The sequence below is a fragment of the Allostella sp. genome, from assembly GCF_041913585.1.
GTDB lineage: Bacteria > Pseudomonadota > Alphaproteobacteria > ATCC43930 > Allostellaceae > Allostella.
This window is the reverse complement of record NZ_JAYSFE010000039.1, coordinates 18,630-35,284: the sequence shown is the minus strand read 5'-3', so window position 1 is coordinate 35,284 and position 16,655 is coordinate 18,630. Positions and strand designations below refer to the sequence as shown.

Below are 16,655 nucleotides of genomic sequence, written 5' to 3'. Positions count from 1 at the left end.
CGGCGCCGGGGCCGCCGACCAGCGTGTCGGCGCCCAGCCCGCCCGCGAGGTCGAATGTCCCGGTGGCGGAATCGTTGGCGTCGATGAGGTCGCCGCCGGTGGTGCCCGTGACCTCGAGGACCGACTGCGAGCGGTTGTCGACCGCGCCCTCCGGCGCATCGTTGACCGACACGTTCTCGACGCTGACGTCGGTCGGTCCGGCATTGGTCTTGCCGGGCTCGCCGATGCGGATCGCCGTGCTGGTGCCGTCGATCGAGCCGTTGCGGACGACGACATTGTCGAGCGTCGCCGGATCGGCGCTGTAGGATGGGGCGTCGTCGCGCGCCTTGATGGTGATCGCGCCGCCGATCGGATCGCTCGCCGCCTCGCCGTCCTTGTTGCTGCGTCCGACGTCGGTGAAGGTGAAGTTCTCGATCGTGATGTTGGCGTAGTCGCCGTACTTGGCGTTGATGTCGATGCCGGCCCCGGTCGTTCCCACCTGCTCGGCCGAGCCGAAGGGCCGCGCGCGGCCGAACTCGCCGACGTCGTCCATGGTCACGTCGGTGATGGTCGCGTTGCTGAGCTGTTCGGCGTAGATGCCCTTGACCGTCAGATTGACGAAGCTGGTGCCGTCGATCGTCACGCCGTCGAACGAGCCGTTGGCGGTCGCGTTGATGTCGACGCCCATGTAGCTGTCGCGGATCTCGCCGCCGGACAGCGTGAAGTCGGTGACGTCGATGTCGACGCCGGCCTCCTTGCGGATGGCGGAGATGGTGTTGGCGATCGTGACGTTCTCGATCGTCACGCCGTCGCTCGTCCGCAGCTCGATGCCGACCTTGTCGTCCTCGACCCGGAGGTCGCGGATGGTCACGTCGTCGGCCTGGACGGTGAGCACGGCGCCGGTGCTGGTATAGGCCGTGACCGTCTTCAGCCAGTCCGCCACCGTGGTCTGTTCGAGGTCGATGCCGTTGGTCGCGCTGAACGTGCCCTTGACGACCGCGCCGTCGAGCCCGGCCAGCGTCACCGACTTGTCGATGATCGCTCCGGCATGCACGCCCGGCGCCAGCAGGATGGTGTCGCCGGCCGCCGCCGCATCCAGCGCCGCCTCGATCGACTGGAAGGCGCCCCCGACGGTGTCGACCAGCAGGTAGGTCGTGCCGTCGATCTCGACCTTCTCCGTCCCCGTCAGCGTATCGGCATCGAGCCCGTCCTGGACGACCCACTGGCCGCCGGCGAAGGTGATGACGGCACCCGCCCCGAAGACCGCGGTGTCGGTACCTTCGCCGCCGTCGAGCCGGTCCGATCCCAGGTCGCCGGACAGCCGGTCGGCGCCGTTGCCGCCATAGAGGGAATCGTTCCCCTGGCCGCCGAAGAGGTGATCGTCGCCGCCGTCGACCGTCTGGGCGCCGCCCGGCTTGTCGTGGCCGTAGAGTTCGTCGTCGCCCTGGCCGCCATGGAGCGTGTCGCTGCCGCCCTTGCCGATCACCCGGTCGTCGAATGCGGTGGCGGTGATCTCCTGGTCGCGATCCTCGCCGCCGGCGATGCTCTGGTTGATCTTGTCGCCCTGGATCTCGGTGGCGACGATGCCGGACGGCAGGTCGAGCGCCCAGGCGCCGGCCGCGATGTCGTCGAGGATGCCGTCGACGTTGAGGAGGTTCCAGCCCGCCTGCGCCCCCGAGAAGTCGATGCCGTCGCCGGCGATCGCCAGGCCGTCGATGTTGGAATAGTTGAAGACGGCGACGGCGTTCTTGCCGAAGGCGCCCTGGATCACCAGCCCGTCGATCGAGACCGTCCCCATGTCCGGGCTCGGCTGCGTCGCCAGGACATCGTTGACGCGGCCGGTGAACTGCACCGCGAATTCGGGATTGGTGCCGTTGCCGCCCGGCGTCGGCACGCCCTCCGCCCCGGTGATCGTCACGTCGGCGATGAGCGCGTCGCCCTCGAACCCCCAGAGGTGGAGATGGGCGCTGCCGTTCACCGTGCTGGTGCCGTTGTCCTCGAACGTGCTGCCGGTGACGGTGACGCCGCCGAGCGTTCCGGGATTGGTCAGGACGCCGTAGTCGACGAAGCCGTGCAGATCGACGTTGGTCAGGACGAGGCCCCCGACATCGGCCCCGCTCGCCGTCAGGATGCCGATCTTGTCGGTGCCGCCGCCGCTGATCGTCAGGTCCTGGAAGGTGACGGTCTCGCCCGCGAGGCCGGTCCCGCTCAGTTGGATGGCCGCGCCGGCCGCCGCGTCGACCTCGATCGTGCCGCCGCCGTGACCGACGAACGTCAGCCCGTGGGCGATGGTCAGGGGCGCGGTGTAGGTGCCGTCGGCGATGTCGATGGTGTCGCCGCCCGACGAAGCCGCGATCGCCGCCGTGATCGTCGCGAACGGGTTGCCTTCACTGCCGTCCCCGCCTCCGGACGACGGGGTTCCCACGTAGTAGGTCGTAGCCATCGATGTTGCCCCCCGACAGCAGTCCGGCGCCGCAGCCGGCCCGGACTCGCAATGCGGGTATCTTCGATCACGTCCAATCGGAACATGATGGGCCAGCGCGCCCCAACCGCCCGGGGAACCGGCCGCGACACCCACGAAACTGCGCGATAAAATTCAACTAAACCGGTCTATACCACCGGATGTTGCACAAAGTTATCCCGCGTTTTGGGGATATGCGTGTGAAATTTCGCCTATCGGGGCGGCAATAAGAACCAATATGGATCGATCTCGGGATCGAGGCCCCGATTGATGCGATTCCCGGTCAGCGGCACCCGTCGGGGGTAGCACCGCGAGTGCGGATCAGACGCACCAGCGACACGGTCGCGAGCAGCAGGACGAGCGCGCCGAGGAGATCGCCGATCATGACCGCCAGGAGGTTGACCGGAAGCTCGCGCGGCGGCTCCAGGCCGACCAGGATGAGCTGGCCGTTGAGCACGGCGGAGTTGGTGAAGGCGGAGAGGCCGGCGATCACCGGCAGGTGCCACCAGACGAGGTCGTGCCACGGGTGGCGCACCCCGGTCACGGACGAGAAGAGCTGGACCGAGATCCAGGGCATCAGGCCGGTGGCCATCGCGGTGACGGCGACGGTTCCCGCCCCCACCCCCGGCAGCACGTCGAGCACCCAGGGCACCGACCCCAGCGCCATGCCGAACGCCGCCCGCCAGCCGAAGAGCATGACGAGGAGGATCCGGATGCCGGCGGGCACGAACACCCAGTGGACGAACTCCTCCTCTTCCGTCCACTGGAAGAGCACCTCGTTGTTGAGGTAGATCGAGACCATCCACAGCACGGCGGAAACGCCGACCAGTGCCAGGTCGGCCGGCAGGCGTCGCGCCACGACGGCGCGTGCTTGCGCCATCGCGGCGGCTAGCCCCCGGCCGCGAGGTGCGTGTCCAGCGACCAGGACACGAGGTTCAGGTTGCGCTGCGCCTTCTCGGTCAGCCGCACTTCCTTGCGGACCCGGCTGCCCTCGGCATAGCGGATCTCGACCCAGTCGTTGTGCTCGAGGTGGCGCAGCCGCTTGGCCACCGTCATCGGCGCGCCGAGATCACGGTTGCGGACGACGTCGGAGATGTGGACCGGCGTGCCCGAGGCGATCACGCCGCCGATCGCCACCAGCACCCGCCGCTCTTCGGGCGTCAGTTCCTTCAACTGGCTGCGGCCTTCCGCCGCCGCGATGATGTTGTGCAGCGCGAACAAGGTCTTCTTCAGTTCCATCCCGCACCGTCCTAGAGCCAGCGGCCGCCGGCTCCGACAAGAACCGTGATCGTCCCGAGCCACATGTTGATGGTCACGATGACGCGGATCTGGTCGAGGCTGCGGGCAGCAGCCGGCCAGTCCCGCGCCTGGACGGCGCGCTCCAGGCGCTGCCGGGGAGCGAACCACAGATGCGCGAAGAGGAGCATCATGATGACGCCCGTCCCCTGCATCAGATGAACGTAGCCCCCGAACGCGTCGAAGCCGCGCACCGCCAATATGCCATAACCGGTGGCGAGCAAGAGGATTATCGCGCCCCACACGAACCGGAAGAAGCGACCAAGCACCGCAGCCATGAACGGCAGGCGCACCGACGGGTCGAGGCCCCGCACCGCCGGCCGCAGGCAGAAGTGGGCGAAGACCATGCCGCCGAGCCAGACCGCGGCCGAGAGCGCATGCAGCGCGACGAGGGTTCCGAGCGTCATCATGGCGTCGCCGCCTCCTCCGGCCGTGCCGGTCAGTGCCCGAGGCCGGGACGGCGGCGGTAGCGGCCGTCGGCCAGTTCGCCGAACAGTTCGGCGATCTGCGGGTGGTTGACCGGCTTGCCGGTCTCGTCGGGCAGCAGGTTCTGCTCCGACACGTAGGCGACATAGGACGAATGCTCGTTCTCGGCCAGCAGATGGTAGAAGGGCTGGTCCTTGCGCGGGCGCAGGTGGCTCGGGATCGACTGGTACCACTCCTCGGTGTTCGCGAACTCCGGGTCGACGTCGAAGACGACGCCGCGGAACGGATAGAAGCGGTGGCGGACCACCTGTCCGATGGGGAACTTGGCCTGACGTGCGATCGGCATCGTGCGTTCGTGGGGGAAGGGATCGCGGCGGAGATCGCCGGAGCCCCGATCCTAGCGGCTTTCCGCGGCGCTTGTCTCCCCTCCGCCCTCGGCATCGGCGAGCGTCGCCCGCGCCCGCATGAAGAGCCACGGGGTCGGTCCGGAGCGCCACTCCCACAGCGCCAGCAAGCGGTCGAGTTCCGGCACGCGCGCGAATTCCGGCGGCAGGTCGAAGGGCAGCAGCGTCGGGCGATGGAGCTCGACCCGGTGGGTCGCCTGGAAGCGCCGCGCGATGGTCAGCGAGAGGCCGGGCCGGAAGCAGTCGTGGCACTCGACCAGAACGTCCATCGCCGCCAGCGCCGGTTGGGCCGCGGGGTCGAGCAGTTCCTCCTCCGCCCCCTCGATGTCGCAGACGACGAGGGCGCGGGCGCCCGGCCAGCGCGCCAGGTCGGCCGGCGCCAGGGTCCCGCCGATGGCGATCCGCTCGGCGATGCCGTTGCGCGCGGCGAGCCGCCGGCACGCCGCCTGGGCCTCGGGGTTGGTGTCGAAGGCGAGGATGCGCGCGCCCGGCATGCGCCGCGCCAGCCCGACCGTGTAGTAGCCCTCCGCACAGCCGACATTGACGACGACGTCGTAGGGGGTGGCGACGATGCGCTCGACGACGCCGTGCAGTTCGCGTTCGTAGGAGCCGAGGAGCTTCGGCACATGGCAGCCCTCCAGCACCTCGACCATGCCGGCGAGCCCGGCGAACGGGCCGGCGAGGACGGTTCCGCGATATTCCTGCAGCAGCTTGTCGCGGATCAGCGTCACCCGCCAGCGCGACAGCATCGGCAGGGCCTTGCCGAGGCGCTGGCGGTTGCCGAGCGCCGGGTCCGCCAGGTCCTCGGCGAGATAGCCGGCGACCCGGTCGCTGATGTCGGAGGGCAGGTCGGTCTGGCGCACGCCCGGAATTCTGCCATGGCGGGGACGCCCGGGCGATAGGTCGCAAGTGCGCCCCCTTCCCGCGGCCGCCGCCGTCGAACAAGCTGGAGGTGCGATGCTCCAGACCCCGCTTCTCCGCCCGATCGTGACCCTGGCCGGCCTCTACGGTGCCGGCGGCGTCGCCGCCTTCGCGTTCGCCGCCCATGCCGGCGGCGACGAGACCCTGCGCACGGCGGCGCTCTTCCTGCTGCTGCACGGCGCGGCGCTGGCGGGCACGGCCGCCCTCGGCGCGGCCGTCGCGAGCGGCCTGCTCGCGCTCGGGACGCTGCTCTTCTGCGGCGACCTCCTGGCCCGCGCCTGGCTGGGCCACCGGCTGCTGCCGATGGCGGCACCCGCGGGCGGCAGCCTCCTCATCCTCGGCTGGCTGGCGCTGGCATGGCGGGGGCTGGCCGGGCGCAGATAGGAACCCTGGTGCTGCGGCCGGGCGGACGACCCCTGCCGATCCGCCGTCCGGCCACAGCCCCGCCCGAACGCATCCGATCCGCTGGGTCCGGCGGCGCGCCGTCGATCGGACGGGACGCCACCCGGAGCGGATGCTGCCCGGGCACCCGGCCGGCCCCGCCCATCCCCCCTGCCGGGGCGGGCGCGGCCGGCCAACTCAACCCATCGCCGCCACCTCCGCGACCGGCGCATCGCGATCGATATGCAGTCGCATAAAATGCCGGCGAGATGTTCGCGGGCGACGGCAGGTCCCCGGCGCGGCTATAGTCGGCCGACCGCGACGGCCCTGGCCGCGCCCCCGCGCGACGGAGACGCAAGCATGAAGACCGACGCCGAGGTGATCGTCCACCTCAACCGCCTCCTCAAGAACGAGCTGACGGCGATCAACCAGTATTTCCTCCATGCCCGGACCCTGCGCCACTGGGGCTTCGAGCGACTGGGCAAGAAGGTCTACGAAGAGTCGATCGGCGAGATGCGGCATGCCGACCGGCTGATCCAGCGCATCCTCCTGATCGACGGGCACCCCAATCTGCAGGATCTCGGCAAGCTGCTGATCGGCGAGACCGTGGTCGAGTGCCTCGAATCCGACCTGAAGCTGGAGACGACCGCCCGGCGCGACGTCCTCGCCGCGGTCGCCCATTGCGAGCGGGTGCAGGACTACGTCTCGCGCGAGATCGCGGTCGCGATCCTCGAGGACACCGAGGAACATATCGACTTCCTCGAGACCGAACTCGGCCTCGTCGAGAAGGTCGGGCTGCAGAACTACCTGCAGACGCAGATCGGCGAGCATTCGAGCTAGCCCCTAGTCCGCGCCGGCCGGCGGCGCCGCCCCGGCGCAGACGGCGGCGGCGCCCGGCATCATCGCCAGCATCTCGCGGATCAGGGGCACGCAGCTTCCGCACTGGGGGCCGCTGCCGCAGCGGCGGAAGACGTCGCCGCAGCGGCGGGCGCCGTCGGCCATGGCGGCCCGGATTTCCCGATCGGAGATGACGCGGCAACTGCAGACGATCATGACACCCGGCGACTGCGAACCATTCGCACATGATGCTATGCGGTCCGCAGGCGGAGATCAAGCGCGATTGCGAGCGATTATCGACCGACCCGCGAAACGCCGGACGAGGGCGGCGGCGGGAAATGGGCCGGGACTACACGTCCCGGCCCACCGGCCCCCGGCGGGGACAGCGGGGCGGCCGGCGGGAGGGACGCCCCCGCCCCGGCCGGGCCCGCCCGCGGGGCCCCGAGGGCGGCTGCCGGCGACGGCGCCTGCCCTCTTGCAGGTCGAGATGGGGAGACCGGACGCGCGGACCAACCGGCGCGGGGTTCAAGAAGGCGTGAGAAGGGCCGGAATTGCGCTATCCATGCCGGACTGCCCCGGCCGCCCGCGGCTGCCGGCCCGACGGGAGGCCCCGGTTTGATCGTCTACCTGACCACGAGCGACCACGGCTACACGATCGGCGACTACCTGGCGGGGCCGGGGGCGGCACTGGCCGGCCGCCTCGTCCACCGCACCTATCCGAGCGTCCTCTCGGACCGGCCCGACGCCCTCGCCGGCCTCGTGCCCGCGACCTGGATCTTCGCCGACGTCGAGCGGCTGCTGCCCGGCGCGGCGGTGGCGGCGGCACGGCTCTGGCGCCGGCTGGCGGACGCCGGCTGCCGCCTTCTCAACCACCCGACGCGGTCGCTGCGCCGCTACGAGATGCTGCGGGTGCTGCACGAGCACGGCCGCAACGACTTCGACGTCTACCGGGTGACCGATCGCCGGCTGCCGCGGCGCTGGCCGGTCTTCCTGCGCCGCGACGACAACCACACCGGCGCGACCTCGCCGCTGCTGCATTCCGAGGCCGAACTGCGGCAGGCGATCGCCGATCACCGTCGGCGCAACTGGCCGCGCCAGAGCACGATCGTCGTCGAATTCTCCGACACCGCCGACGGCGAGGGCCTCTACCGCAAGTACGGCGCCTTCCGGATCGGCGACACCATCCTGCCCGGACACATGGACACGAGCCGCCACTGGCTGGTCAAGGATGCCGACCTCGACCTGCCGGAAGAACGCCGGCGCGAGCTGAGCTTCCTCGACGACAATCCCTGGGCGACGGAGATCCGCCAGGTCTTCGAACTGGCCCGCCTGGAGTACGGGCGGCTCGATTTCAGCATCCGCGACCGCCGGATGGTCGTCTGGGAGATCAACACCAACCCCCTGATCGCCAGCCCCGCCAGCCTGCGCCCCGACCGCGCGCCCGTCGCCCAACGGCTCTTCCCGCGCTTCGCCGCCGCGCTCGACGCGATCGACCGCGTCGCCTGACCGGTCAGGCCGGCGCCCGCGGCAGGCGCCGGGCGAGCAGGCGGCGCAGCGCCGGCCGGTCGACCTTGCCGTTGCCGGTGCGCGGCAGCGCCTCGATGCGGAGCACCGTCCGCGGCATCCGGTCCGCGGCGAGCCGGGCCCGGCAATGGGCGAACAGCGCCGGGTAGTCGACCGGCCCGGCGCTCTCGACCGCGGCCACCGGCACCTCCTGGTAGCGCGGCGACGGCATCCCCACGACGGCCGCGTCCGCGATGCCGGCGACGGTCCGCAGCACGTCCTCGATCTCGGCCGGGTAGATCTTGATGCCGCCGAAATTGATCCGGTCGTCGAGACGGCCGGCCAAGAAGAGGCAGCCCGCGGCATCGAAGCGCCCGGCATCGCCGGTCAGGAACCAGCCGTCGCGGAAGCTGCGGCCGCTCGCCTCCGGGTCGCCGAGATAGGCGCCGGCGGCATTGGCCGTGCGCACCCGGACCTCGCCCGTCCGGCCGGCGGGAAGCGGGTTCCCCGCCTCGTCGGTGATCCGGACCTCGCACCCGGGCAGGGGTCGCCCGACCGTCGCCGGGTCGTGGTCGAGGTCGGCCGGCCGGGCGCAGGCGACGACGCCCATCTCGTTGCTGCCGTAGGTGACGTGGAGGTTCGGCGTCAGTTTCCGTCGCACCGCAAGGCGTTCGGCCGGCCCGAGCATGGCGGTCGAGACGGAGAGGCAGCGCAGCGTGGGCATGGCCGGCCCCGTCGCATCCGGCACCCGCTCGAGCAGGTAGCGCAGGTGGCTCGGGGTCGCCTCGAGATGGGTGATCCGACGGGCACGCAGGAGGTCGAGAAAGCCGCCCGCGTCCGCCGGCAGCGCCACGGCGACCACCGTGCCGCCGGCGAGCAGGGTGCGTACCGCCGCCTGCCGGCCATAGGCGAAGTGGATCGGCACCAGCGGCAGGTGGCGGTCCGATGGCCCCTGCCCCAGCGCCGCGATGGTCTGGCGCGAGCGCTGGATCTGCTGGGCGTGGCTCAGCGGCGCCGCCTTGCGCAGGCCGGTCGAGCCCGACGAGAGGTTGATCTGTGCCGGCCGGTTCCCTCCCGGCGCCCGCATGGCCGCGGCCTCGGCCCCCGCGCCGGCCGCCACGACCGCCGCCGCCGACGGCCCGTCGCCGAGCTCCGTCACCACCCGCCCGGCGCCGGCCAGCGCCGCGAGCCGCGCGCGCTCGCCGGCAGGGTCGGCGGGGTCGAGCTGGACCGGGACGGCGCCGCCGAGCAGGGCACCGAGGAAGCCGACCAGCCCGTCGACCGGATCGCCCAGCACCAGCGCCACGACCCCGCCCCGGCCACAGCCATGGACGGCGAGCCCGGACGCGAACGCCGCCATCCGCCGAGCCAGTTCCCGATAGGACCAGACGCCGCCGTCCCGTTCGATCGCCGGCCGCTCGCCGTCCGCGGCGGCGACGGCCAGGATCGGGTCGACGAAGTTGTCGTCGTCCGCCATGGCGATCAGTGGACGTGGCCGGCGAGCTGCGCGCGCAACTCCCGCACCAGGACCTTGCCGGTGGGGTTGCGCGGGAGCTGGTCGAGCTGGAGGAAGATGGCCGGCGCCTTGGACCGGGCCAGCCATGCCCGGCAGTGCGCGCGCAACTCGGCCGGGGTCGCGGCGGCGGACAGGACCACCGCCGCCGCGACGACCTCCTGGTGCTGTCGCGACGGCACGCCGAACACCGCGCAGTCGGCGACCGCGGGGTGCGTGCGCAGCACCGCCTCCACCTCGAACGGATAGACCTTGTTGCCGCCGAAATTGATGCGGTCGTCGGTGCGGCCGGCGAGATGGAGCAGCCCGTCCCCGTCGAGCCATCCGGTATCGCCGGGATGGAACCAGCCGCCGCGATGGCCGGAGGCATCCCCGCCGAGATAGGCGTCGGACATCTGTGCGCCCGCCACGCGGACCTCGCCCATCGTGCCGGTCGCCACAGCCATGCCGGCATCGTCGACGACCTCGACGCGGATGCCGGGCATGGCACGGCCGACGCAGCCGGGCGCGCGATCCAGTTCCGGCGGGCCGGCATGGGTGGCGAACCCCATCTCGTTGCTGCCGTAGTTGATGTGCAGGGCCGGGCTCAGCCGGCGCCGGACGTCCAGCCGGTCGGCGAGCGGCAGGGCCGAGCCGCTGACCGAGAGTGCCCGCATCGCCGGGAGTGCCGGCTCCGGCTCGCCCGCCATCCCGTCGAGGAGGGTGCGGACATGGCTCGGCGTCAGCGTCAGATAGGTGATGCGCTCGCCCCGCAGCAGCGCCAGGAACTCCGGCACCCTGGCGGGCAGCGGCCGGATGACGACGGCGCCGCCGATGTCGAGCATGCGGACGGCGGAGTGACGGCCGAGCGCGTAGGCGAGGTCGATGACCGGCAGGTAGCGGTCGTCGGGCCCGAGCCCGAGCAGCGGCTCCAGCACCCGCGTCCGCTGCAGCATCTGGGCGTGCGAGGCGGGCGCGGCCTTCGACGGACCGGTCGTTCCGGACGAGGCCACGATCTGGGCCCAATGGTCGCCGCCCGCATGGCGGACGGCGACGGGATCGGCCGCGGCCGGCAGTTCGGCGAGGGCGATCACCGGCCAGCCCGGCGGCAGCGCCGCCCGGCCGTCGCTGAGGATGACGCCGCCGCCGGCCCGGGCCAGCAGCCGGTCGAGATCGGCCGGCACCGCGACCGGGTCGAGCGGCAGGGCGACGCGGCCGCCGAGCATGGTGCCGAGAATGGCGCGCAGGCAGGCGGGCTGGTCGCGGACGGCGACGGCGACCACGCCGCCCACGGGCACGCCGCGCTCGGCGAGGCCGGCCGAAACCCCCGCCAGCGAGGCCGCGAATTCGGCCCGGCTCAGTGTCCGTTCGGGCAGCGACAGGGCCGGGGCGTCCGGCCGGCGCGCGGCATGGTCGAGAATGCCGTCCAGATAGTTGGCCATGCCCATCGTTAGCACGGCCGGGGGCCGCAGCGGCAAGGGCGCCGCCGGCCCCGCGATCCGGCGGCGCCCCTCCGCTGCGGCGGTGCTCAGACCGGGGCGTACTGGGCGACGAACTTGGTGTTGAGATAGGCGTCGAGGCCCTCGCTGCCGCCCTCGGAACCGTGCCCGGAGTCCTTGACGCCGCCGAACGGTGTCTCCGGGGTCGAGACGGCCAGGCTGTTGACGCCGACCATGCCGCTCTCCAGCGCGTCGGCGATGGCGGACGCGGTCTTCTCCGATGCGGTGAAGGCGTAGGCGGCAAGCCCGTAGTCGAGCCGGTTGGCGCGCTCCACGACCTCGTCGAAGCTCTTGAAGGGGACGATCGGCGCCACCGGGCCGAACGGCTCCTCGTTCATGATGCGGGCGTCCTCGGGCACGTCGGACAGCACCGTCGGCTCGAAGAAGAAGCCCGTGTTGCCGGAGCGCTGGCCGCCCGCCTGCAGCTTGGCCCCGCGATCGACGGCGTCGCGCACGAAGCCCTCGATGGCATCGACGCGGCGGGCGTTGGCGAGCGGCCCCATCTTCGTGTCGGGGGCGAGACCATCGCCCAGCTTCAGGCCCTTCGCCACCTCGGTGAAGGTCTCGACGAACGCCTTGTACTTGCTCTCGTGGACGAAGAAGCGGGTCGGCGAGATGCAGACCTGGCCGGCGTTGCGGTACTTGCCGCCCGCCGCCATTGCCGCGACCTTGGCCGCGTCGACATCGTCGAAGACGATGACGGGCGAGTGGCCACCCAGCTCCATGGTGGTGCGCTTGGCGCCGCGGGCCGCCTGCGCCATCAGGAGCTTGCCGACCGCGGTCGAGCCGGTGAAGGAGATCTTGCGGACGACGGGCGAGCCGATGACCTGCTCCGACACCTTGGCCGGCACGCCGAAGACGAGGTTGAGCACGCCCTTGGGCAGGCCGGCCTCGGCCAGCGCGCGGGCGATCTCGACGCACGTGACCGGGGTCTCCTCCGACGGCTTGATGATCAGCGAGCAGCCGGCGGCCAGCGCACCGGCGATCTTGCGCATCGGCGTCAGCGCCGGGAAGTTCCACGGCGTGAACGCCGCGGCGACGCCGACCGGCTCGCGCAGCACCATCTGCCGGGAGCCGGGCGCGCGGCCGGGGATGATCCGGCCATAGGCGCGGCGGCCCTCCTCGGCGTACCAGTCCATGATGTCCGCCGACACCATGACCTCGATCTTCGATTCGGCCAGGACCTTGCCCTGCTCGGTCGTCATGCCGCGGGCGATCGCGTCGGCGCGCTCGCGCAGCGTCTGGGCGGCCTTGCGCAGGATCGCCGAGCGGTCGTAGGCGGAGGTCCGGCGCCACACCTCGAAGCCGCGCCTGGCCGCGGCCAGCGCCTCGTCGATGTCCGCCGGCGAAGCGTGCGTCACCTGGCCGATGGCGAGGCCGGTCGCCGGGTTGACGATGTCCTCGCCGCCGCCCGTGCCGTCGCGCCAGACGCCGTCGATGAAGAGCTGGATGTTCTGCATGGGGAAGCGCCTCTCGGTGCTGGGGGGAGTTCCGGACAGGCGAGATGGCACGGGCCGCGGGACGGCGCAAGCCGTCGCGCCGTCGCGGGCGGCCGGGCTTCAGTCGCCCCGGACGAGCCGGAACAGGGTCTTGGCTTCCGCGTAGTAGTACATGCGGTCCTCGGCCGTGGGGTAGTAGGGGCTGGGCCCGTCGTAGGGCGCGAAGCCGTCGAAGCCGAAGCGGCGCATGGCGACCGAGAAGCCGGCGCGCCGGAACGCCTCGGCATAGTCGTCGAGCGAGCGGTCCTGGGTCTCGACGTTGGTCGTCGCCGGGATGTGCTGCCGCCAGTGCGGCCACAGCCGGTTGCCGGTGTGGCAGCCGGTGACGGCGTAGTAGACCCCGCCCGGCCGCAACGCGGCCAGCACCGCGCGCGCATGCGCGTCGATGTCGGGCACGAGGTAGATGACCTCATGGCTGAAGGCGACGTCGAAGCGGCCGGCATGGGCGCCGAGGCCGGAGACGAGGTCGTAGGCGAGCGGCAGGTCGCCCTTCAGCGCCTCGGCCCGCGCCACCGATTCCGCGGCGATGTCGACCCCGAGGCCGAAGCGGAACGGCCGGATGGCGTGCAGCAGGCGCAGGAAGCCACCCTGGTTGCAGCCGAAGTCGAGCACCTCGGCGTGGGTCAGGTCCTTCTCGGGAACGAGGTCGACGAGGTGCCGCCAGACCGGCGCATGCGCCGGTCCCATGGCGTTCTCGCGCGTGCGATCCCGGTGCCAGGTCGGGATCGTGCCGGTGTCGTCCGCAGCCATGCCACCCTCACAAAATGCGAATGGTTCGCATTAGACGGTATCCGCAACCGGCGCGGCGCGCAACGGGCTTGGCGACGCCGGCCGCCGCGGGCGCCATAGTGGGAGCGATCGCAAGACTCCGGAGGACCCGCCGATGACCGACGCCCCGCTCCTGGCCCCGCTCTGGGATGCCCGCTTCGGCGAACCGCCGCCGGAAGGCCTGCCGGAGACCGTGCCGCCCGCGCTCGCCCGCATCCTCGGCCGCCGCACCATCCGCCGCCTGAAGCCGGACCCGGTGCCGGACGGACTGCTGGCGGTCCTCCTCGCCTGCGCCCAGTCGGCCCCGGCCAAGTCCGACCTGCAGCAATATTCGATCCTGGTGGTGAAGGACCCCGCGCGGCGGACGGCGATCGCGTCCTGGCTCCCGGCCCAGCCCTGGGTGGCGGAGGCGCCGGTCTTCCTCGTCTTCCTCGGGGACATGCGGCGCGGGCGGCGGATGGGCGAGTTCCGCGGCAAGCCGAACGCCAACGACAATGTCGACAGCTTCATGAACGCCGCCGTCGACGCCGCACTCGCCATGGAGACCTTCCTCCTCGCCGCCGAGGCGGCCGGGCTCGGCTGCTGCTGCATCAGCATGGTCCGCAACCATATCGACGCGCTGGCCGAACTCCTGTCCCTGCCCGACGGCGTGTTTCCGATCGCCGGCTTCTGCCTCGGCTGGCCGGCGGCCGAGGGCCGCGTCTCGATGCGGCTGCCGCCGGCCGCCGTCGTCCATGTCGACCGCTACGACGACCAGCGGCTGCCCGGCCTGATCGAGGCCTACGACCGCCGCCGCCACGCCCGCGCGCCGGTGGCGCCCGCCTCGCAGCGCCAGGCCGAGCGCTACGGCACCGTCGACTATTGCCCATGGTCGGAGAACGTCGCCCGCCAGCTCTCGGTGCCGGAGCGGGCCGGGTTCCGAGACTTCCTCGCCCGTCACGCCATCCGGCTGGGCTGAGGTGGCGCTGGACGGCATCGCGGCGGCGTAGCACGATCCGCGCGGCCTGCGGCGAGGTGCCGAATGACCAACCGTCTGCTCCCGTTGGCAGTGCTGCTGTCCGCCGGCGTCCTGGCGATGTCCCGGACCGGGCTCGCCGACGACCGCGAGGCGATGCGCCGCATCGCCGCCGAGAGTTTCGCCGCGATCCGGGCCGATAGCGGCCTGATGGCGGCGGCGCGCGCCGCCGGCGGCCCCCTCTTCGCCGCGCATTGCGCAGCCTGTCACGGCGCCGACGGCGGCGGGGGCCCGGGCGTGGCCAGCCTGCGCGTCGGTGCGTGGCGGTGGGGCGGCGCGCCCGAGACGATCGCCGAGACGATCCGCGTCGGCATCAACGCCGCCCATCCCGACACGCGGATGTCGTCGATGGCGCCGTTCGGCCCGCGGGGGCTGCTGACGCGGCCGGAGGCGGAGAGCATCGTCGCCTATGTCCGCACCCTGTCGGACCCGGCGGCGGCGCGGGACGCACCGGCGGAGCAGATCGCCGAGGGCCGCACGCTCTTCGCGTCGGACTGCGCCTCCTGCCACGGTGCGGACGGCAAGGGACGCAGGACGGTCGGCGGCCCCGATCTCACCGATGCGCACTGGACCCATGGCGGCGACCGCGCGGCGATCCTCGCCAGCGTGTGGGACGGCCGGAAGGGCGAGATGCCGGGCTTCGAGGATCGTCTCGGGCCGGCCGAGCGAAAGGTGCTGACGCTCCATGTCCTCGATTTCCGATAGCGCCTGCCGCTACTTCGGCGAGGCGATCGGCGTTCGCGCCGGCGCCCGGCCCGCGGCGCCGGCGATCGTCTCCGACGCGGGGACCGTCGATTTCGCGACCTTCGACCGTGCAGTCCGCGCCCAGGCCGACGCCTTCGCCCGCGCCGGCATCGGCCGAGGCGCGCGCGTCGCGCTCGCGATGCGCGACGATCCCCCGCACATCGCGGCGCTCTTCGCCCTGCAACGGCTGGCCGCCGTGCCGTTCATCATCGGCGCGGGCGATCCGCCCGGCATCCGCGATGCTCTGGCGGCCGCGGCCGGCGCCACCGTCGCGGTCGGCACGCCGGACGACGATGCGGGGTGGCCGGTGCCGTTCGTGGCGATCGGTGCGGGCGGCGACCCGGCCGCCGCCTTGCCGCCGCCGCCCGGTCCCGACGACCTCTGCGGCTTTCGCCGCTCGTCGGGCACCACGGCCGGCGTGCCGCGCCTGACACCCGTCACCCATCGCTACGAACTGGCACAGCTCGAGTTCCTGCAGTCGACGATTCTGTGGGCGACGGGCGACCGCTACCTGTCGATCGTCTCCATGGCCTTCGAGCTCGGACGGGTCAGCGTGCAGCATGCCCTCCTGTGCGGATCGGCGGTCGTGCTGCCGCCGCCGCTGGCGGGCGTCGACGACCTCGTCGCCTTCGTCCGGCGGACGGGCGCGACCTGGACGTCGATCACCCCCACCCATCTGCGCCATCTGCTGGATCGGGCCGGGCCGCAGCCGATCCTGCCCGGGCTCGCGCTGCTGACGACCAGCGCCATGCTCACCCAGGCCGAGCGCGTCCGGGTGATGGCCGGGGTGTCGCCGGCGCTCTACGTCCTCTATGCCACCAACGAGGTCGGGCTGATCGCCGTCGCCGGGCCCGACGACCTGCGGCGCGTTCCCGGAACGGTGGGACGGCCGGTCGCCGCGATCCGGGTCGAGGTCGTGGACGCGGCCGGGCAGCCCGTCCCGACGGGCGCGGTCGGCGAGGTGCGGGCGTCCCACCCCGCCTATCCGAGTGCCTACGCGGCCGGCGAGCCCGGCGCGTCCAGCCGCTTTGCCGGGGGTTGGTTCTATACGGGCGACCTCGGCTGCTTCGACGCCGACGGCCATCTCTTCCTCAGAGGGCGCACCGACGACGTCATCAACGTCGGCGGCCGCAAGGTCTATCCGACCGAGATCGTCGAGTGCCTGGCGGCCCATGCCGCGGTCGCCGAGGCGGCCGTCGTCGGCATTCGGGAACGCCGTTCCGGGGCGGTTCCCGTCGCCGCCGTCGTCCTGCGCGCGCCGGCGTCCGAGGAGGAGTTGCTGCGGCACTGCCGGACCGCCCTCCGCCGCGGCCACTCGCCGGCCCGGATCATCGCGCTTGACGCGCTGCCGAAGACGGCAGGGGCGAAGGTGGACCGGGTGGCGCTGCGCAGGCTCCTCTTCGCGCGCGTCGCCGGCTGACGCCGTCCGG

General features: G+C 72.3%; 17 protein-coding genes. 6 read left to right on the top strand and 11 right to left on the bottom strand.

The window, feature by feature from the left end; translation table 11 throughout:
• The 6 genes from ACE3Q3_RS09885 to ACE3Q3_RS09860 all read right to left on the bottom strand — a co-directional run.
• Nucleotides 1-2,422 (bottom strand): right-handed parallel beta-helix repeat-containing protein (locus ACE3Q3_RS09885; protein WP_374445170.1); only part of this gene is annotated, 2,422 nt, incomplete at its 3' end.
• Nucleotides 2,423-2,723: 301 nt separating this feature from the next.
• The gene (locus ACE3Q3_RS09880) at nucleotides 2,724-3,320 is read right to left on the bottom strand and encodes a hypothetical protein (protein ID WP_374445167.1); all 597 of its coding nucleotides are present in this window, start codon (nucleotides 3,318-3,320) and stop codon (nucleotides 2,724-2,726) included.
• Nucleotides 3,321-3,328: 8 nt separating this feature from the next.
• A complete protein-coding gene (locus ACE3Q3_RS09875) occupies nucleotides 3,329-3,679 on the bottom strand; it encodes a hypothetical protein (RefSeq protein WP_374445164.1) in 351 nt (116 codons plus the stop codon).
• Nucleotides 3,680-3,690: 11 nt separating this feature from the next.
• Nucleotides 3,691-4,146 (bottom strand): CopD family protein, encoded by a 456-nt coding sequence (locus tag ACE3Q3_RS09870; protein ID WP_374445162.1) that lies wholly within the window; start codon nucleotides 4,144-4,146, stop codon nucleotides 3,691-3,693.
• A 29-nt stretch (nucleotides 4,147-4,175) separates the two neighbouring features.
• Nucleotides 4,176-4,508, bottom strand: a complete 333-nt coding sequence (hspQ, locus tag ACE3Q3_RS09865; protein WP_374445157.1) for a heat shock protein HspQ — start codon at nucleotides 4,506-4,508, stop codon at nucleotides 4,176-4,178.
• 51 nt (nucleotides 4,509-4,559) lie between these two features.
• Nucleotides 4,560-5,429, bottom strand: coding sequence for a hypothetical protein (locus ACE3Q3_RS09860; RefSeq protein ID WP_374445154.1), 870 nt, complete (start codon nucleotides 5,427-5,429; stop codon nucleotides 4,560-4,562).
• Between the two features lie 94 nt (nucleotides 5,430-5,523).
• On the opposite strand from ACE3Q3_RS09860, the gene ACE3Q3_RS09855 reads away from it, so the two are divergent.
• Both ACE3Q3_RS09855 and bfr read left to right on the top strand, forming a co-directional pair.
• Nucleotides 5,524-5,871 (top strand): DUF423 domain-containing protein, encoded by a 348-nt coding sequence (locus tag ACE3Q3_RS09855; protein ID WP_374445152.1) that lies wholly within the window; start codon nucleotides 5,524-5,526, stop codon nucleotides 5,869-5,871.
• Nucleotides 5,872-6,228: 357 nt separating this feature from the next.
• Entirely contained in the window at nucleotides 6,229-6,708 is a 480-nt protein-coding gene (gene bfr, locus ACE3Q3_RS09850) for a bacterioferritin (RefSeq protein ID WP_374445150.1), read from the top strand.
• Nucleotides 6,709-6,711: 3 nt separating this feature from the next.
• Here bfr and ACE3Q3_RS09845 read toward each other — a convergent pair whose 3' ends face one another.
• Nucleotides 6,712-6,921 (bottom strand): bacterioferritin-associated ferredoxin, encoded by a 210-nt coding sequence (locus ACE3Q3_RS09845; protein WP_374445148.1) that lies wholly within the window; start codon nucleotides 6,919-6,921, stop codon nucleotides 6,712-6,714.
• Nucleotides 6,922-7,320: 399 nt separating this feature from the next.
• Between ACE3Q3_RS09845 and ACE3Q3_RS09840 the strand changes: the two genes are divergently transcribed.
• Nucleotides 7,321-8,211, top strand: coding sequence for a hypothetical protein (locus ACE3Q3_RS09840; RefSeq protein WP_374445144.1), 891 nt, complete (start codon nucleotides 7,321-7,323; stop codon nucleotides 8,209-8,211).
• 4 nt (nucleotides 8,212-8,215) lie between these two features.
• Here ACE3Q3_RS09840 and ACE3Q3_RS09835 read toward each other — a convergent pair whose 3' ends face one another.
• The 4 genes from ACE3Q3_RS09835 to ACE3Q3_RS09820 form a co-directional block, all read right to left on the bottom strand.
• The gene (locus ACE3Q3_RS09835) at nucleotides 8,216-9,685 is read right to left on the bottom strand and encodes a class I adenylate-forming enzyme family protein (protein WP_374445141.1); all 1,470 of its coding nucleotides are present in this window, start codon (nucleotides 9,683-9,685) and stop codon (nucleotides 8,216-8,218) included.
• Nucleotides 9,686-9,690: 5 nt separating this feature from the next.
• Nucleotides 9,691-11,142, bottom strand: a complete 1,452-nt coding sequence (locus tag ACE3Q3_RS09830) for a class I adenylate-forming enzyme family protein (protein WP_374445140.1) — start codon at nucleotides 11,140-11,142, stop codon at nucleotides 9,691-9,693.
• An 86-nt stretch (nucleotides 11,143-11,228) separates the two neighbouring features.
• On the bottom strand, nucleotides 11,229-12,659 hold the full coding sequence (locus ACE3Q3_RS09825; protein ID WP_374445138.1) for an NAD-dependent succinate-semialdehyde dehydrogenase: 1,431 nt from the start codon (nucleotides 12,657-12,659) through the stop codon (nucleotides 11,229-11,231).
• 99 nt (nucleotides 12,660-12,758) lie between these two features.
• Nucleotides 12,759-13,448: a class I SAM-dependent methyltransferase gene (locus ACE3Q3_RS09820; RefSeq protein WP_374445136.1), complete on the bottom strand. Its 690-nt coding sequence runs from the start codon at nucleotides 13,446-13,448 to the stop codon at nucleotides 12,759-12,761.
• Between the two features lie 133 nt (nucleotides 13,449-13,581).
• Between ACE3Q3_RS09820 and ACE3Q3_RS09815 the strand changes: the two genes are divergently transcribed.
• The 3 genes from ACE3Q3_RS09815 to ACE3Q3_RS09805 all read left to right on the top strand — a co-directional run bounded on the left by ACE3Q3_RS09815 (nucleotide 13,582) and on the right by ACE3Q3_RS09805 (nucleotide 16,645).
• Nucleotides 13,582-14,424, top strand: coding sequence for a nitroreductase family protein (locus ACE3Q3_RS09815; RefSeq protein ID WP_374445134.1), 843 nt, complete (start codon nucleotides 13,582-13,584; stop codon nucleotides 14,422-14,424).
• A 63-nt stretch (nucleotides 14,425-14,487) separates the two neighbouring features.
• Nucleotides 14,488-15,186: a c-type cytochrome gene (locus ACE3Q3_RS09810; protein ID WP_374445131.1), complete on the top strand. Its 699-nt coding sequence runs from the start codon at nucleotides 14,488-14,490 to the stop codon at nucleotides 15,184-15,186.
• Nucleotides 15,167-16,645 carry a class I adenylate-forming enzyme family protein gene (locus ACE3Q3_RS09805; protein WP_374445129.1) on the top strand — a complete coding sequence of 493 codons (1,479 nt, stop codon included), beginning with the start codon at nucleotides 15,167-15,169 and terminating at the stop codon, nucleotides 16,643-16,645. The genes ACE3Q3_RS09810 and ACE3Q3_RS09805 overlap by 20 nt, the downstream gene beginning before the upstream one ends.
• Nucleotides 16,646-16,655 lie beyond the last annotated feature (10 nt).

What these genes read in the sequence shown, in the direction of transcription:
- ACE3Q3_RS09880 (WP_374445167.1), bottom strand. Translation starts at nt 3,320, where the DNA reads ATGGCGCAAGCACGCGCCGTCGTGGCGCGACGCCTGCCGGCCGACCTG.
- ACE3Q3_RS09875 (WP_374445164.1), bottom strand. Translation starts at nt 3,679, where the DNA reads ATGGAACTGAAGAAGACCTTGTTCGCGCTGCACAACATCATCGCGGCG.
- ACE3Q3_RS09870 (WP_374445162.1), bottom strand. Translation starts at nt 4,146, where the DNA reads ATGATGACGCTCGGAACCCTCGTCGCGCTGCATGCGCTCTCGGCCGCG.
- hspQ (WP_374445157.1), bottom strand. Translation starts at nt 4,508, where the DNA reads ATGCCGATCGCACGTCAGGCCAAGTTCCCCATCGGACAGGTGGTCCGC.
- ACE3Q3_RS09855 (WP_374445152.1), top strand. Translation starts at nt 5,524, where the DNA reads ATGCTCCAGACCCCGCTTCTCCGCCCGATCGTGACCCTGGCCGGCCTC.
- bfr (WP_374445150.1), top strand. Translation starts at nt 6,229, where the DNA reads ATGAAGACCGACGCCGAGGTGATCGTCCACCTCAACCGCCTCCTCAAG.
- ACE3Q3_RS09845 (WP_374445148.1), bottom strand. Translation starts at nt 6,921, where the DNA reads ATGATCGTCTGCAGTTGCCGCGTCATCTCCGATCGGGAAATCCGGGCC.
- ACE3Q3_RS09835 (WP_374445141.1), bottom strand. Translation starts at nt 9,685, where the DNA reads ATGGCGGACGACGACAACTTCGTCGACCCGATCCTGGCCGTCGCCGCC.
- ACE3Q3_RS09830 (WP_374445140.1), bottom strand. Translation starts at nt 11,142, where the DNA reads ATGGCCAACTATCTGGACGGCATTCTCGACCATGCCGCGCGCCGGCCG.
- ACE3Q3_RS09825 (WP_374445138.1), bottom strand. Translation starts at nt 12,659, where the DNA reads ATGCAGAACATCCAGCTCTTCATCGACGGCGTCTGGCGCGACGGCACG.
- ACE3Q3_RS09820 (WP_374445136.1), bottom strand. Translation starts at nt 13,448, where the DNA reads ATGGCTGCGGACGACACCGGCACGATCCCGACCTGGCACCGGGATCGC.
- ACE3Q3_RS09815 (WP_374445134.1), top strand. Translation starts at nt 13,582, where the DNA reads ATGACCGACGCCCCGCTCCTGGCCCCGCTCTGGGATGCCCGCTTCGGC.
- ACE3Q3_RS09810 (WP_374445131.1), top strand. Translation starts at nt 14,488, where the DNA reads ATGACCAACCGTCTGCTCCCGTTGGCAGTGCTGCTGTCCGCCGGCGTC.
- ACE3Q3_RS09805 (WP_374445129.1), top strand. Translation starts at nt 15,167, where the DNA reads ATGTCCTCGATTTCCGATAGCGCCTGCCGCTACTTCGGCGAGGCGATC.